The organism is Pedobacter sp. 22226, from assembly GCF_052045455.1.
Lineage (GTDB): Bacteria > Bacteroidota > Bacteroidia > Sphingobacteriales > Sphingobacteriaceae > Pedobacter > Pedobacter jeongneungensis.
Genome location: NZ_JBQEPB010000003.1, coordinates 35533 through 50905, shown reverse-complemented (window position 1 = coordinate 50905; position 15373 = coordinate 35533). Strand labels below are relative to the sequence as shown.

Genomic DNA, 15373 nt, shown 5'->3' with positions numbered 1-15373 from the left:
ATGCGGGCAATTTTAGTAGATGATGAAGCAGCCAATTTAGAAAATCTGAAGATTTTACTGAACAAGCACTGCCCTAACATTAAAGTGGTAGCCAATGCCAGCAATATTGAAGAGGCTTTTACACAGGTTAACCTGCATCATCCTGATCTGCTTTTCCTCGATATCCAAATGGGAAAAACAACAGGTTTTGATTTGTTGAACCTGCTTACCGAGAAAACTTTTGAGGTGGTATTTGTAACCGCCTATGATAATTATGGCATCCAGGCAGTAAAATTTGCGGCATTGGATTATCTGCTCAAGCCGGTTGATCCCGAAGAGTTGAAAGCTGCGGTAGAAAAAGCTGAAATCAGGTTCAGGAATAAGATAAATGGTGAACAGCTCAATTTTCTATTGAGCCAGATTAAAAAGAGTGAATCCGGCAGTCCGAAAATTGCCTTGCCCCAGCAACACGAAATCCGCTATGTTTCGGTTAGTGATATTGTGCGTTGCGTAGCCGATAATACCTATACTTTTTTCTTCTTAACCAATGGCGATAAAATCCTGATTTCGAAACCACTAAAAGAATATTCAGATTTACTAAAACCCCATGGTTTTATACGGGCACACCAAAGCCACCTGGTTAACCCGAAATTTGTAAAAAGCTGGTTAAAAGAAGATGGCGGAACGCTGTTGATGAATAATGGCGATAAAATCCCGGTATCTAAGCCGAACAGGGAAATGGTAAAAGAAGTATTGGGGAAATAATTTTAAAATAATTACGTCATTGCTTCGTCGTTCCTCCTCGCAATAACGAATCTTTGTTTTTTAAACATTACATTTTTGTACTTTTGCGGCTATGTCAGTTATTAAACCCTCATTAGCAAAAGGTACCCGCGATTTTACTCCGGTTGAAATGGTAAAACGCAACTTTATTTACGATACCATTAAAACGGTTTTCAGGAAATATGGTTACGCTGAAATCCAGACGCCAAGTTTCGAAAACCTTAATACCTTAACCGGGAAATATGGCGATGAAGGCGATAAACTGATTTTTAAAATTTTAAACAGTGGAGAGTATCTTAAAGATGCGAAAAAGAAATCATTCGATTTTGCTGAAGAAGATAATAGTAATAAACTGATTCCTCTGATTTCCGAAAAAGCCTTACGTTACGATTTAACCGTGCCCTTTGCCCGTTATGTAGTGATGCACCAGCACGAAATTACTTTGCCTTTTAAACGTTTTCAGGTGCAGCCCGTTTGGCGTGCCGATCGTCCGCAAAAAGGCAGGTACCGCGAATTTTACCAGTGTGATGTAGATGTAGTGGGATCAGAAAGTTTACTGAACGAAGCCGAATTTATTTTAATCTATAACGAAGCTTTAAGCAAACTGGGTTTAAAGGATTTCAGCATCAAAATTAATAACCGTAAAATTTTATCAGGCATTGCCGAAATTATTGGTAAACCTGATTTAATTATCGATATGACGGTAGCCATTGATAAACTGGATAAAATCGGTTTAGACGGCGTAAGTAAAGAGCTCCTGGAGCGTGGCTTTACCGAAGCAGATTTAGAAAAACTCCGTCCGGTGATTTTACTGGAAGGAAGTAATGAAGAAAAACTGGCCAGCCTGAAAGAAGTTTTAGCTCAATCAGAAACGGGTTTAAAAGGTATAGCCGAAATAGAACAGGTTTTTGAATATGTAGAAAACCTGATTGCTTATGCTTTGCCATTAACAGCGAAATTAGAACTGGATATTACTTTAGCACGTGGTTTAAACTATTACACCGGCTGTATTTTTGAAGTTAAAACCAACGAAGTGGCCATGGGCAGTATCGGTGGAGGCGGCCGTTACGATGATTTAACCGGTATGTTCGGGTTGAAAGATTTAACCGGCGTAGGTGTTTCTTTCGGTGCCGACCGCATTTACGATGTGCTGGAAGAACTGAACCTTTTCCCAGCCTCGGCAGAGATCGGAACCAAGGTATTGATCAGTAATTTTGATGAGGAAGCCGAAAAATATGCCTTACCAATTGTTCAGCAGTTCAGAAATGCTGGAATTTCAGCAGAGTTATATCCAGGTTCGGCAAAACTGAAGAAACAAATGGCCTATGCCGATGCAAAAAAAATCCCTTATGTTATTTTAATCGGTGGTGATGAAATTGCCAGCGGCGAACTTACCTTAAAAGATATGCAAAGCGGTGAGCAGAAAAAACTGACTGTTTTAGGTATTCTGGAGTTGTTGAAATAGAGGTTTATTTAACCACAGAGATCAATGATAGATGCGGTCGTCATCCTGAACTTGTTTCAGGATCTATTTGGCTTAAACCTACCGTCCAATCCGTAATAATACCGGGAAATGCACATTTTTCTCCGCATCATCTCCCCAGGCTTCCTTTAACTCTGTAAACAGGTATTCCAATGGATTGCGATCATTGGCCTTTTTATAATGTTGCAAAGACGACCAGGTGTTTAAATACCCAATTAACTGGTTAAAATTCCAGGTGGTTTTAATCTGGAAATGTGGCGCTGTAATTTCTTCAAAAGGAAAGGGGATGGTTTTATAACCTTCTTCAATGTATCGGCGTTCGCTATCCCAGTATTTACCCAAAATGTCTTCATAGAGCTTATGAATAACTTTGTCAACTTTTTTATCGATTGACATGATTCCGTAACCAATTACCGCAAAAAGTCCGTCAGGTTTAAGTGTTCTCCTTACTTCGGCATAAAATGCTTCAAAATTAAACCAGTGTATCGCCTGTGCTACCGTAATCAGGTCAAAACTATCATTGCCAACCGAAGTTTGTTCTGCAGGCTCAACTTTGTAGGTAATGTTTGGAAGTTGTAAAGCATTTTTTAACTGATTCTCGCTGATATCTGTTGCATAAACCGCACCAAAATGCAGCGCCAATACGCGTGCCACCTGACCATTCCCTGTAGCACAATCCCATGCTGTTTCCTTGTTTTTTACCAGCGTAAACAGGTAATCGTAAAGTTCTTGCGGATAAGTTGGCCGGTATATGGCGTAATCAGCAGATTGGGTAGAAAAATTGTCTTTCATTGTTATAATGATTGAATTTTAAATGAAGGAAGGAGTGAATGGGGTCGCGATGGAAATAACTCCGCTCTTTCTTTATAAAATTATTATATTTTTGATAAACAACTGGTGTTAATTTAAGTTTCATATTGGCATTTAATCACTCATTCAAAATTCTTTCAATCACATTCTATTATTCATTCATTCTATCATTTACTCATTCTATCATTCACTCATTTTACTATTCACTCATTCAATAATTCTGCCCTATGGAAAAAAAAGTACAAAAAGACGAAATCAAGGATGTAGAATACCGGTTAAAATCTATATTTGGTGGCTCGGTAGGCAACCTTGTGGAGTGGTACGATTGGTACACTTATTCTGCCTTTGCACTTTACTTTTCGCCTGCTTTTTTCCCAAATAGCAATCCGACTGCACAGTTATTAGATACCGCAGGCATTTTTGCTGTAGGATTTTTAATGCGCCCTATTGGCGGCTGGTTATTCGGAAGTATCGCCGATAAATTAGGCAGGAAACGTTCTATGACGCTTTCGGTACTGATTATGGCCATAGGCTCATTAATTATCGGATTAACACCGGGTTATAAACAAATTGGTATAGCTGCTCCATTATTACTCATTTTTGCAAGGCTGATTCAAGGATTAAGTACAGGCGGCGAATATGGAACTTCTGCTACTTACCTCAGCGAGATGGCCACCAAAAAACACCGCGGCTTTTATTCGAGTTTTCAATATGTAACCCTAATCGGCGGGCAATTATTGGCCTTAGGCATTCAGTTGATCTTGCAAAACTGGTTGCTTACTCCTGCAGAATTACATGCCTGGGGCTGGCGCATCCCTTTTTTTATTGGTGCAGTACTTTCCTTCATTGCTTTGTATCTGCGAAGACATATTGATGAAACAGCTGCTTTTAAAAGCAAAAATGCGGAAGATAAGAAAGGCGGAATTGCCATATTATTGAAATATCCAAAAGAAGTTTTTACCGTTGTGGGCTTAACCTTAGGCGGAACCATTGCCTTTTATACGTTTAGTACCTACATGCAGAAGTTTCTGGTGAATACGGTGCACCTGAGTAAAGAAACCTCTACAAAGTTATCATTTATTTCTTTGCTGGTTTTTGCCATTATGCAGCCATTATTTGGTTTACTGTCTGATAAAATAGGTCGTAAACCATTGTTAATTGGTTTTGGTGTTCTGGGTACTTTATGCACTTATCCGATTTTAACAGGTTTAGCAGGCGAAACCAACACTACAATCATATTTTTATTGATGATCGGCGCTTTGATTATTGTAAGCGGCTACACCAGTATTAATGCTGTAGTTAAAGCAGAACTTTTTCCGGCAGAAATCAGGGCTTTGGGTGTGGGTTTACCCTATGCCTTAACTGTTGCCATTTTCGGCGGAACGGCAGAATATTTAGCGCTTTGGTTTAAAAATATAGGGCACGAAAGTTACTTTTACTGGTACGTAACCGGATGTATTTTAATCTCACTGATTTTGTACACCACCATGAAAGATACCAAACACCATTCGAAGATTGAGGATTAGATTTTCGCGCCATCTGTCGTCATTGCGAGAAGGCTTTTTCAGTCGACGAAGCAATCTTTAAACTATGGCTTATAGCGATCGTTGTAAGATTGCTTCGTCGTGCCTCCTCGCAATGACGATTTTTTGTATTGAGCTATCGTTGGTAATAAGTTTTCCATGGTAATCAGGGATTCGGTAGCTAACTTATCCTCCACCGAAAAAATAACGTATGATTAAAGATAATTACTTACCTCAATTAAATTCATGTCCGGATCGCGGAGATAAATCGATATAATTTTTCCATTGGCTCCGGTCCGTTCTACCGGCCCTTCTTCTACCTCTATACATTTTTCTTTAAGCTCCTGCATTACTTCGCGAAGCGGAAAATCGGTGATGAAACATAAGTCAGCTGTTCCAGGCATCGGTTTAAATGCTTTTGGCTCAAATTCTGATCCATATTGATGAAGATTAATCTTTTGATTACCAAACTTCAGCGCCTTTCGGTTTTCGCCAAACTCAATAATTTCCATTCCCAAAGCCAGGCTGTAAAATTTACAGGTACTTTCTAAATTGGCGACGGTTAATACAAGGTGATCTAAATTTTTGATGTCCATAATAATAAATTAGAACTAAAGCATTCGCCCTTTTGTTTTAGCTAAAGGATTTATGTTTCCGATATTTGGTTAGTAACTATCGGTTAACAAAATAATCAATTTTTATATATTTACCATTATGCAAAACCTGCCTCCTTTAGCCGAACGTATGCGCCCTCAAAATCTTGATGAATATGTTGGGCAAAAACATTTAGTAGGGGTAGGAGCCGTGTTGCGCAAGGCTATCGAAAGCGGTCAGTTGCCATCCATGATTTTCTGGGGACCTCCCGGAGTAGGTAAAACAACATTGGCCTATATCATTTCGCAGGCTTTGGACCGGCCGTTTTTTAACCTGAGCGCCATTAACAGCGGTGTGAAAGATATTCGTGAGGTAATTGATCGGGCAGCACAGCTAAAAGACAGCTTTTTAGGTTTACCCATTTTATTTATTGACGAGATCCACCGTTTCAGTAAATCGCAGCAGGATAGTTTACTCGGAGCGGTAGAAAGAGGTTTGGTTACCCTAATCGGCGCCACAACCGAAAATCCATCTTTCGAGGTTATTTCCGCTTTACTTTCACGCTGTCAGGTATATATATTAAAATCATTAACAGAAGAAGAACTGGCAGGTTTATTGCAAACGGCCATTAAAAAAGATGCCGTTCTTGCAGAGAAAAAAATTACCATAAAAGAGCACGAAGCCTTAATCCGGTTATCTGGTGGCGATGCACGGAAACTTTTGAATGTGCTCGAAATCGCCATTAACGGCATTGGCGGGAATAAAATGGTGCTCACCAATGAAAATGTACTGGCCCATGCACAACAGAACCTTGCACTGTACGATAAAGCCGGAGAACAGCATTACGATATCATTTCGGCATTTATCAAATCAATCCGCGGTAGCGACCCTAATGCAGCGGTTTACTGGTTGGCCAGAATGATAGAAGGTGGAGAAGATCCCTTATTTATTGCCCGCAGGTTATTGATTTTATCTTCAGAAGATATCGGAAACGCCAACCCAAATGCATTGTTGCTGGCCAATAATTGTTTTACGGCCGTAAATGTAATCGGTTACCCGGAAGCAAGGATTATCTTATCACAATGTGTAACTTATCTGGCCAGTTCCCCAAAAAGCAATGCTTCCTACGAGGCCATTAACAAAGCGCAGGCTTTGGTTAAACAAACAGGTAACCTGCCAGTACCTTTACATATCCGCAATGCACCCACCAAACTGATGAAAAATATCGGTTATGGAAAAGATTATCAATACTCGCACGGATATGAAGGGAATTTCTCTCCACAGGAATATTTTCCCGAAGAATTAAGCGGTACAAAACTCTACGATCCGGGCAAAAATGCAGCAGAAGAGAAACTGCGCGAAAAGCTGAGGCAAAACTGGAAAGACAAATACAAATATTAGTGTAACATTTTCTTGCAAATGCATACTAATAGGTATATTGACTAAAAATCAAACACTTAAACTAAATATGCTGAGTACTTTTTTAAGCCATCAAAGAAAATCTTTCTGGCGTTCGCGCAACAGGGGCAGTAGCATTGCCGGCCAGATTGTTTTGGGTTTCTTTATGCTTTACTTCTTTGCCATTGCCGTTGGCGTAGGTTTTGGAATGTCGCATTTCCTGCCAAAAATTTTCCCAAACAAAGAGGTAATTTCGAGTTTTAACGGCATTATCCTTTATTATTTCGCATTCGATTTTATCATGCGTTTACAGTTTCAGGAATTGCCAACTTTAAGCATTATTCCTTACCTGCATTTAAGGATTTCGAGGAGCAAAATCATCAGGTTTTTAAATGTTAAGGCGCTTTTTTCGGCCTTTAACCTTTGGCCGTTTTTTATTTTTCTTCCTTTCGTATTTATTAAAATTTTACCCGAATACGGTGCTTTAGTTACGCTAATGTATATTGTTTCGATATTCTCAGTGATGGTTTTTAATAACTATCTCGTATTGTACATCAAACGGAAATCGATCACCAATACACTTTATACCTTTTTCGGACTGGTGGTTATAGCTGCTTTTGCCGCTTTAGAATATTATAAGATAATTTCGATTATGGCTGCCTCTGATTTCGTATTCAGGGCCATCGCCGCACATCCTTTTTATGGCTTTGCATTTACCCTGGCCGCTGTAGCCATATTTTACCTTAACTCCGGTTTTCTGCGTAAAAATCTCTATGTAGAAGAGTTGAGCACCAAACAGGAGAAAAAAGGCAGTACCGATTATGCTTTCCTTAACCGTTTTGGAAAAGTTGGCGAGCTGGCCGCTTTAGAGCTGAAGTTAATCCTGCGGCACAAACGCCCGCGTTCTGCGGTTATCCTGGGTTTCTTCTTTCTTTTCTACGGATTTATTTTTTACAAGGAAAAGGCAATCAATAGTGATGCTTTTGGGCAGATGATGTTTGGCGCCATTTTTATGACCGGTGTTTCCATCATTATTTATGGTCAGTTTATGTTTGCCTGGCAAAGTGCCCATTTTGATGGCATATTGGCCAATAAAATTAATTTTAAAGATTACATCAAGGCTAAATTTTTACTTTTTACCATTGGTTGTACCATTATTACTCTATTGGCCAGCTTTTACGGCTTTTTAAGCCCGAAATTATTGCTTCTGCATTTGGCGGCTTACTTATATAATATTGGTTTCGGTACGGTGGTGGTACTTTACCTGGCTACTTTAAACTATAAAAGATTGGATATTACCAAAGCCGCAAGCTTTAACTATCAGGGAACGGGCGCTACACAATGGCTTTTAATGTTTCCTTATGCACTAACCCCAATCCTGATTTACCTACCGTTTGGCATCCTGAATAAACCCTATTGGGGATTGTCCATCGTGGGTATATTCGGTTTAGTCATGTTATTGCTACGGGGCTTTTGGGTAAACTACATTGCAAAGCGACTTGAAAAACAACGATATAAAATAGCCGAAGGCTTTAGAGAATAATTATGATTTTAGAAGTTAAGAAATTACAAAAAGTTTATGGCGAAAAAACCGTTGTAAACATCGAAGACCTGCAGATTGCTACCGGTGAAACGGTAGGATTGGTAGGTAATAACGGCGCAGGTAAAACTACTTTCTTCCGCATGCTTTTAGATTTAATCCGCCCAACCACAGGTGAGGTTTTATCAAAAGGCGAAAACGTAATGCAGAACGATAACTGGAAAAATTACACCGCATCGTTTTTGGACGAAGGATTCCTGATCGATTATTTAACGCCCGAAGAATATTTCATTTTTATTGGCAGTTTACATAACCTCAGTGTGGCCGATGTTTCTGCTTACCTGAATCAATATGGGGAATTTTTTAACGGCGAAATCCTGAACAGTGGCAAATATATCCGCGATTTTAGTAAAGGGAACCAGGTTAAAGTGGGCATTGCAGCTGCTTTAATGCAAAAACCCGAAATTTTAATTCTGGACGAACCTTTTGCCAACCTCGATCCGACTACGCAGATCCGGTTGAAGAAACTATTAAAAGATCAGGCAGGTAACATGACTACTTTCATTTCCAGTCACGATTTAAATCACGTTACCGATGTTTGTAGCCGGATTGTACTGGTTGAGAAAGGAAAAGTGATTAAAGATTTCAAAACAGACGAAAATACATTAAAAGAGCTGGAGAGTTATTTCTCTGCCTAGTTTATGTACTAAGAATGATACATTATACAAGGGTCTCGATCAGTTGGGGCTCTTTTTTTATGCCCTTGATTGCCCTTTGCCCTGAAAATCGATCAAAATAGACAGAAAATACAACTTAGGTAGTTTTTGGCATTGTGTTTGAATATGTCGGGTAGAATTATAAATCTAGCATATCATGAGTATTTCAAAAGTAAGAATAGCGACATTAAGTATAGGATTAGCCGTAGGATCGATGGCATTCCAAAGTTGTGATAGTTTAACTAAAACACAAAAAGGTGCCGGTATTGGTGCAGCAGCCGGTGGTGTAATTGGTGCATTAATTGGTAAAAAAGCTGGTAATACAGCCGTGGGTGCCTTAATTGGTGGTGCTATTGGTGGTACAGCAGGAGCTTTTATCGGTCGTAGGATGGACAGGCAGGCAGCTGAAATCCAGAAAGCTATTCCTAACGCAGAAGTTATTCGTGAAGGTGAAGGAATCATTGTAAAATTTGATAGTGGTATTTTATTCGATTTCGATAAAACTGCTTTGAAAGATGCCGCTAAAACAAATGTACAAAGCTTAGCTTCTTCATTAAACCAATATCCTGATACAGATATCAAAATTATTGGACATACCGATAGCCGTGGTACCGAACAGTACAACATGGGCTTATCAGAAAGAAGAGCAGCAGCTGTTAAAGCTTATGCCGTTTCTCAGGGTGTACCAGCATCAAGATTGGTTACCATTGGTAAAGGTTTTGCCGAGCCAATTGCAGATAACGAAACTGATGCAGGCCGTGCAGCTAACCGTCGTGTTGAAATTGTAATCGTTGCTAACGATGCATTAAAAGCTACTGCGCAAAAACAAGGATAATATCGCAAATTCCCTCTACCTATGAGGTCATTATATATGCAGCCCCGGTGTACATCCACCGGGGTTTTTTGTGTTTAAGCGTTCGGTTGTGGTGTCTGATGTTTCCATCCGACACTGCTAGTTTGTATTCTTTAGTTTTATGAAAAGCAGGTTCCTGTACTAATCGGTTCCAAAAGCCCTGCTATTCGCTCTACTGCGTGCCGCTGCTATCAGGTTTAGTTAACCTGAGGCAGTGCTCTCCACTGTTAACGTCCTGCAACCCTAAATAGTTGCACCGGCAGAATTTTCTAAACGGGATTGAAGCGGCATCCCCGATTTTTCATCGGGATACAGCGAAAAGCCCGGCTAAACTTAAAAAATACAGATAGCCCCTGCTTTCCAAAAGCTTTAAATAAATCTTTTAGGCTTGTGTCGGATGGGAATATCCAATATCACGAGGAAATTAGTCTGCAGAATAAATATCTTCGAAATAGCTCACCACAAGCGATTTCATCAGCATCTCCTGCTCCAGCATGGTATAAGGCGGAATGGCTTTAATTAGTTTCCAGTGCGGCCAGCCGTCCTGATCTAAACCTTCCAGTTCGTAGAAGCCCATTTCGCTCAATAAACGGCAGGTAGCAATGTGCATCAGCTCTTCCTTCTGGCGCTTGCTGTATTTCTTTGGTCCTTTGCCCAGTTCCTGAACGCCGATGAGAAAAAGCATCACCTTTAAATCAGGAAAATCCGAATCAAATTCAGTTGAAATCCTTTCCTGTAAAACTTTCCATTTGGCATTAATCTCCGACGGCTTCATATCCTGCAAAGATAGTGTAAAAACGTGTAAGCCTTAAGTAAAACGTTTAGGCTTTTTAACACTTAAGCTTGAATGGTAATGGTATTTTTGGTTACATTTATAACCTATGGATACGAATATCAATAAAGCAATTAATGCAGGTTTATTAGCTTACGGCATGTCTGGAAAGGTTTTTCACGCACCTTTTTTACATGCACACGGTGGTTTCAATTTAAAAGCTGTGGTAGAGCGGAGTCATAAAAATGCAGTTAACGATTACCCCAATATTATTAGTTATAACAGCGTTGAAGAGCTGCTGAATGACAAAGAAATTGAATTAGTGGTGATTAATACGCCTAATAACCTTCATTACGAACATGCTAAAGCAGCATTAAATGCGCATAAAAATATTTTGGTTGAAAAGCCATTTACCGCAACCAGCGAGCAAGCCAAAGAACTTTTCGAATTAGCCGATAGCGTGGGTAAACAGATTTTCTTTTACCAGAATCGCCGTTGGGATAGCGATTTTACTTCGGTAAAAAAAGTGATCGATAGTGGTAAGCTCGGTAAACTGGTTGAAGTTCATTTACGTTATGACCGTTACCGCAATGTAATCGGGCCAAAAGCATTTAAAGAAAAGCCGGTAGAAGCCAGCGGACTGCTTTACGATTTAGGTCCGCACCTTTTAGATCAGGTTATCAGTTTATTCGGTAAGCCACTGAGTTTCCATAAAATATTGGGTAAAAACAGGGCAGGGACCTTAGTAGATGATTATTTCTCGATCCAGTTGAGCTATCCTGATAGCGTGAATGTTTTTGTAACCTCGAGCATGCTGGTGGTAAACCCACAGCCAGGATTTGTTTTGCATGGCGTAAATGGTAGCTTTATTAAACAAAGAACCGATATTCAGGAAGAACAGTTGCTGGCGGGTATGAAATTAACCGATCCGGCTTATGGCATTGAGTCGCCAAGTAAAGATGGTTTATTAACCACCATTGATGCTGAAGGAAATAAAACCGAAGAAATCATTAAATCGGAAACAGGAAGTTACCTGCCCCTTTTTGAAGCCATTTATCAATCCATCACCAATAACAAACCCTATCCCGTTACCAGAGGAGATGTTTTAATTCAATTAGAAATTATTGAAAACTAACCTCTGATTTATGCAATCTTTAAATCGGTGTAATCACTTTAATCTGTGTAATCCTTAATATGAACTCGTTGCCATTTGCTTATTTAATTCCTATTTTCCTGATTGCCCTTTACCTGATCCTTAAAAAGAAGAAGGTAGCCATTGAGCCTTTAACGGATGTGGACAAGAAAATATTAGACGATTATGTAGCTTATTACCATAATCTCGATTCGACGGATAAGCTAAAATTTGAACAGAAAGTTGCAGCATTTTTCAGTTCGGTTAAAATTGAAGCTGTTGGGCTGGAAATGACGACTCTGGACGAATTGTTGATCGCCTCGAGCGCGGTAATCCCGATTTTTGGTTTTGATGACTGGCAATACAAAAACCTGACCAGCGTTTTGTTATATCCCGATACCTTTAACAAAGATTTTGAGTTTGAAGGTGGAGAAAGAAATATTATGGGCATGGTAGGTACCGGTTATATGAACGGACAAATGATTTTATCGCGTTCGGCTTTACGCCATGGCTTTTCTAAAAGTGCCGGAAAAGAAAATACAGCTATACACGAATTTGTACATCTTTTAGATAAATCAGATGGGGCAACGGATGGCGTTCCGGAGAATTTAATGGCACATGAATATACTTTGCCATGGATTAAAATGATGCACGAAGAGATTGCAAAAATTGAGGATAATAAATCAGATATTAATCCTTATGCCATTACCAATGAAGCAGAATTTTTTGCAGTCGTTTCAGAATATTTCTTCGAAAAACCAGAGTTATTTAAGGATAAACATCCTGAATTGTATTTCCAGTTAAGCCGCATTTTTGCGCAACAACCTGCAGGTTAAAATGAAAAATTACCAAATGAGAATATTTGCAACGATTATTTGTAGTTTAATTTCAGTCAGTGTGTTTGCACAGAAAACTTATGTATTGAGGCAAAATTTTCCAACGGGTTATAAATACGATTTCTCGATTAATTCCGATCAGATCATTAACCAGAAAATTGGCGGTCAGGAGGTTCATTTAACCCAAAATATTGGAACTGATTATACTTTTGATATTACAGAAGGCCATAATGGCGAAAAGGATGTTAAAGTAACCTATAAAAAGATTTTTATGAAATCGGTTGCCATGGGAACGACTATGACATATAATTCGGATGATCAGGACAGCATAAAGAAAAATCCATTTAGTGGGTTAAAAGGAGCTACTTTTTTGATGACCGTAACCCCAAATGGTGGGATTAAAACTGTGGCGGGCATAGATAAAATGCTCGATAATATGGCGGCAAAAATGAGCAATGATACCAGCGAGGTAAGGCAGATTAAAAATGCCCTGAGTAAGCAGTTTAGCGCAGATGTGGTAAAACAGACCATGGAATCCTCTTTCAAAATTTATCCTGAAAGAGCTGTGAAAATTGGCGACAGCTGGACGGTTGATACAAAACTGCAGATGAGTATGCCGATTGAAACCATTACAGAATATACCTTAAAGGAAGTTAAAGATGGCGTTGCTATACTCATTGTAAAAGGTTCCCTGCTATCAAAAGGAAATTTTGAAGCTATGGGCAATAAAATGGAAACCGATTTAAAAGGAACCAATTCTGGTGAAACATCGCTCGATATTAAAACCGGGATTGTGTTGAACAGTCATTTGCGGATAGAACTATATGGTAAAATGAAATCAATGGGAAAAGATATTGATTTCGAAATGCAGGGCATTAATAAAATTGTGGGTAAAGAGGTTAATTAATTTAGTATTGTCTTCATTCCCAGCCACATGCGCTAGAATGACGATTACGCAAGATATTTATATTACAAACTACCCGTTAAGGCCACCAAAAATTCCGTTGGGATTTCGATGTGCGGAATATGTCCGCAGGCATCAAATTCGATAATTTTAGCGCCAATAATTTTGGCAGCAGTTTGCTTGCCTAAAAGCTTGTACTGACCATGTAAAGCCTGCTGATCTGGCGTGAGCAAACCTTTGCCCACAATGGTTTTATCTTCTTTACCGATAAATAAAACCGTAGGCACCTTTAAATTCTGAAATTCGTACACTACAGGTTGCTCATAAATCATGGTATAGGTTAGCGCGGCCACTTTTGCCCAGCGTGGGTAATCGGCACTATAAGTTACCCCACCGGCTATATTAACCAGGTATTCGTATTCTGGTTTCCAATAAGTAAAATAAGAGCTCTGATAGTATTTCCTTACACTTTCTACAGTGGTTTTAAGTTCGGTTTGGTACTGTTGGGAAGTAGTAGTGTACGGAATAAAAGTTTTGTAATCTTCTAGTCCGATTGGGTTTTCAAGCAATAATTTTTCTGTTGTTTCAGGATACATTAAAGCAAAACGGGTGGCCAACATTCCGCCCATACTATGGCCTAAAACCACTGTTTTTTGAACGCCCAGTGTATCCAATAGCTTTTTATTCCAGGCAGCCATTTGATGGAAACTATAATGGATAAATGCTTTAGATGATTTACCAAAACCAATCTGGTCAGGAACAATAACCCGGTAACCGATATTGGTTAATGCTTTAATTACGTTGCCCCAATAGTAACCGCCAAAATTTTTTCCGTGGAAAAGTATCGCTGTTTTGCCATTTGCATTCGCAGTAGGTGCAACATCCATATAGGCCATTTTAATATCCTGTCCTTCGGTATTTATAGGGAAATATTTAACCGGGTATGGATATTTAACATTATCTAAAGTGATAGAAAGGGTATCTGTTTTCTGTGCCTGTACGTGGATGAGAACAAATAAGCTAAGGGAAAGTAAAAGGAAGTATTTTTTCATTGATTGGAATTGACTTAAACTAAAAAAACTAATTGGCCCAAGTTAAACTTTTGCCAGTTAGTTAGCTTAAAAATCATGCCCTTTTTATAAAATCACAATAATCTATATTGATAAGTATCTTTTGGGTATTCAAAAATGTTATTTGATTAATTGTTTTAAATTAACGGTTGGCATTTGGATGCTTGTTTCATCAGAAAGTTTTCCACTTGCTTTGTTAATCTTAATGTGCTGAAAATTTACATCATTTTTCCCCATGCTATTTAATGATAGAGTTTCTATTGTGCCAATATTCTTATTTTCTTCATTTTTGAATTCTGCTTTTGCATCTTTTAATTTCAGATCAACATTTAACAGTGGCGTGTTATTTACGGTTAAGTATCCCGAATTGATGTCGACATGCAAATTTTCAATTTTTGCATCTTCAATGGTAATCCCAGGTATCACCACATCTTGTTCTTGATATTTAGTAATTTTTACCAGGTGCAGATTTTTAACTTTCATATCCTCTCCAAATCTGAAGTTTACACCTTTGGTGATCTCTACATTTAAGCTATCGGTATTTACCGATAATCCGTCAACCGATACATTATTAAAAGTAATTCCTTTTAAATTTGGTGAAAAAATCAATAGCGTGCCATGCTGGTAGTTGCGTTCAGGTTTTAAGGATATGTTAAGTTTTCCATCCTTATCTACCTTATATTCGATGTACGGAGCAAGTTCGTTCGTCGCTTTAAGCAAAAATTTATCGTTTGCAATGATTTTTATATTAAGGAAAGATGATTCTGATCCATTAATTACCACATGTTGAAATGCCGGAACAGAATATTTTCTGATAAGCCGATCAGCGTCACCGTTTATGGTTTCGGCTCCCATTAGCATTTTATCATAGGTCTTATTATCGATCCGGTTTGCTTTGGCAATTAAGATCATTACTGTTAATGGAATGATGAGCAAGGCAATTGCCAGCCCAATTAATAATTTATTGCTTGTTTTCATTT

The 15373-nt window shown here is 38.8% G+C and carries 15 protein-coding genes; 10 read left to right on the top strand and 5 right to left on the bottom strand.

Annotated features, from left to right (window positions below; all coding sequences use genetic code 11):
• Window positions 1-744: a LytR/AlgR family response regulator transcription factor gene (locus ACTJKC_RS07145; RefSeq protein WP_344852352.1), complete on the top strand. Its 744-nt coding sequence runs from the start codon at window positions 1-3 to the stop codon at window positions 742-744.
• A 91-nt stretch (window positions 745-835) separates the two neighbouring features.
• Complete coding sequence (hisS, locus tag ACTJKC_RS07140) at window positions 836-2227, top strand: histidine--tRNA ligase (RefSeq protein WP_440790868.1); 1392 nt, start codon at window positions 836-838, stop codon at window positions 2225-2227.
• Between the two features lie 78 nt (window positions 2228-2305).
• On the opposite strand, the gene ACTJKC_RS07135 is transcribed toward hisS, so the two are convergent.
• A complete protein-coding gene (locus ACTJKC_RS07135; RefSeq protein WP_440790867.1) occupies window positions 2306-3037 on the bottom strand; it encodes a class I SAM-dependent methyltransferase in 732 nt (243 codons plus the stop codon).
• 245 nt (window positions 3038-3282) lie between these two features.
• Between ACTJKC_RS07135 and ACTJKC_RS07130 the strand changes: the two genes are divergently transcribed.
• On the top strand, window positions 3283-4581 hold the full coding sequence (locus ACTJKC_RS07130; protein WP_440790866.1) for an MFS transporter: 1299 nt from the start codon (window positions 3283-3285) through the stop codon (window positions 4579-4581).
• A 212-nt stretch (window positions 4582-4793) separates the two neighbouring features.
• On the opposite strand, the gene ACTJKC_RS07125 is transcribed toward ACTJKC_RS07130, so the two are convergent.
• The gene (locus ACTJKC_RS07125) at window positions 4794-5174 is read right to left on the bottom strand and encodes a VOC family protein (protein ID WP_440790865.1); all 381 of its coding nucleotides are present in this window, start codon (window positions 5172-5174) and stop codon (window positions 4794-4796) included.
• A gap of 118 nt (window positions 5175-5292) precedes the next feature.
• Between ACTJKC_RS07125 and ACTJKC_RS07120 the strand changes: the two genes are divergently transcribed.
• From ACTJKC_RS07120 to ACTJKC_RS07105, 4 genes are all read left to right on the top strand, one after another.
• Window positions 5293-6573 carry a replication-associated recombination protein A gene (locus tag ACTJKC_RS07120; protein ID WP_344852347.1) on the top strand — a complete coding sequence of 427 codons (1281 nt, stop codon included), beginning with the start codon at window positions 5293-5295 and terminating at the stop codon, window positions 6571-6573.
• Window positions 6574-6640: 67 nt separating this feature from the next.
• Window positions 6641-8113, top strand: a complete 1473-nt coding sequence (locus tag ACTJKC_RS07115; protein WP_440790864.1) for a DUF5687 family protein — start codon at window positions 6641-6643, stop codon at window positions 8111-8113.
• A gap of 2 nt (window positions 8114-8115) precedes the next feature.
• Complete coding sequence (locus ACTJKC_RS07110) at window positions 8116-8808, top strand: ABC transporter ATP-binding protein (RefSeq protein WP_344852345.1); 693 nt, start codon at window positions 8116-8118, stop codon at window positions 8806-8808.
• A gap of 175 nt (window positions 8809-8983) precedes the next feature.
• Window positions 8984-9661: an OmpA family protein gene (locus ACTJKC_RS07105; RefSeq protein WP_344852344.1), complete on the top strand. Its 678-nt coding sequence runs from the start codon at window positions 8984-8986 to the stop codon at window positions 9659-9661.
• A 442-nt stretch (window positions 9662-10103) separates the two neighbouring features.
• Here the strand turns inward: ACTJKC_RS07105 and ACTJKC_RS07100 are convergent, their stop codons facing one another.
• Window positions 10104-10454, bottom strand: a complete 351-nt coding sequence (locus ACTJKC_RS07100; RefSeq protein WP_025143454.1) for a hypothetical protein — start codon at window positions 10452-10454, stop codon at window positions 10104-10106.
• A gap of 106 nt (window positions 10455-10560) precedes the next feature.
• On the opposite strand from ACTJKC_RS07100, the gene ACTJKC_RS07095 reads away from it, so the two are divergent.
• The 3 genes from ACTJKC_RS07095 to ACTJKC_RS07085 are packed head-to-tail and all read left to right on the top strand — an operon-like array spanning window position 10561 to window position 13326.
• Window positions 10561-11586: a Gfo/Idh/MocA family oxidoreductase gene (locus tag ACTJKC_RS07095; protein WP_440790863.1), complete on the top strand. Its 1026-nt coding sequence runs from the start codon at window positions 10561-10563 to the stop codon at window positions 11584-11586.
• Between the two features lie 59 nt (window positions 11587-11645).
• Window positions 11646-12419, top strand: a complete 774-nt coding sequence (locus ACTJKC_RS07090) for a zinc-dependent peptidase (RefSeq protein ID WP_344852342.1) — start codon at window positions 11646-11648, stop codon at window positions 12417-12419.
• A 16-nt stretch (window positions 12420-12435) separates the two neighbouring features.
• Window positions 12436-13326 carry a DUF6263 family protein gene (locus ACTJKC_RS07085; RefSeq protein ID WP_440790862.1) on the top strand — a complete coding sequence of 297 codons (891 nt, stop codon included), beginning with the start codon at window positions 12436-12438 and terminating at the stop codon, window positions 13324-13326.
• A gap of 62 nt (window positions 13327-13388) precedes the next feature.
• Here ACTJKC_RS07085 and ACTJKC_RS07080 read toward each other — a convergent pair whose 3' ends face one another.
• Both ACTJKC_RS07080 and ACTJKC_RS07075 read right to left on the bottom strand, forming a co-directional pair.
• The gene (locus ACTJKC_RS07080; protein WP_440790861.1) at window positions 13389-14375 is read right to left on the bottom strand and encodes an alpha/beta fold hydrolase; all 987 of its coding nucleotides are present in this window, start codon (window positions 14373-14375) and stop codon (window positions 13389-13391) included.
• A gap of 138 nt (window positions 14376-14513) precedes the next feature.
• Window positions 14514-15371, bottom strand: a complete 858-nt coding sequence (locus tag ACTJKC_RS07075) for a hypothetical protein (RefSeq protein ID WP_440790860.1) — start codon at window positions 15369-15371, stop codon at window positions 14514-14516.
• Window positions 15372-15373: the final 2 nt, after the last annotated feature.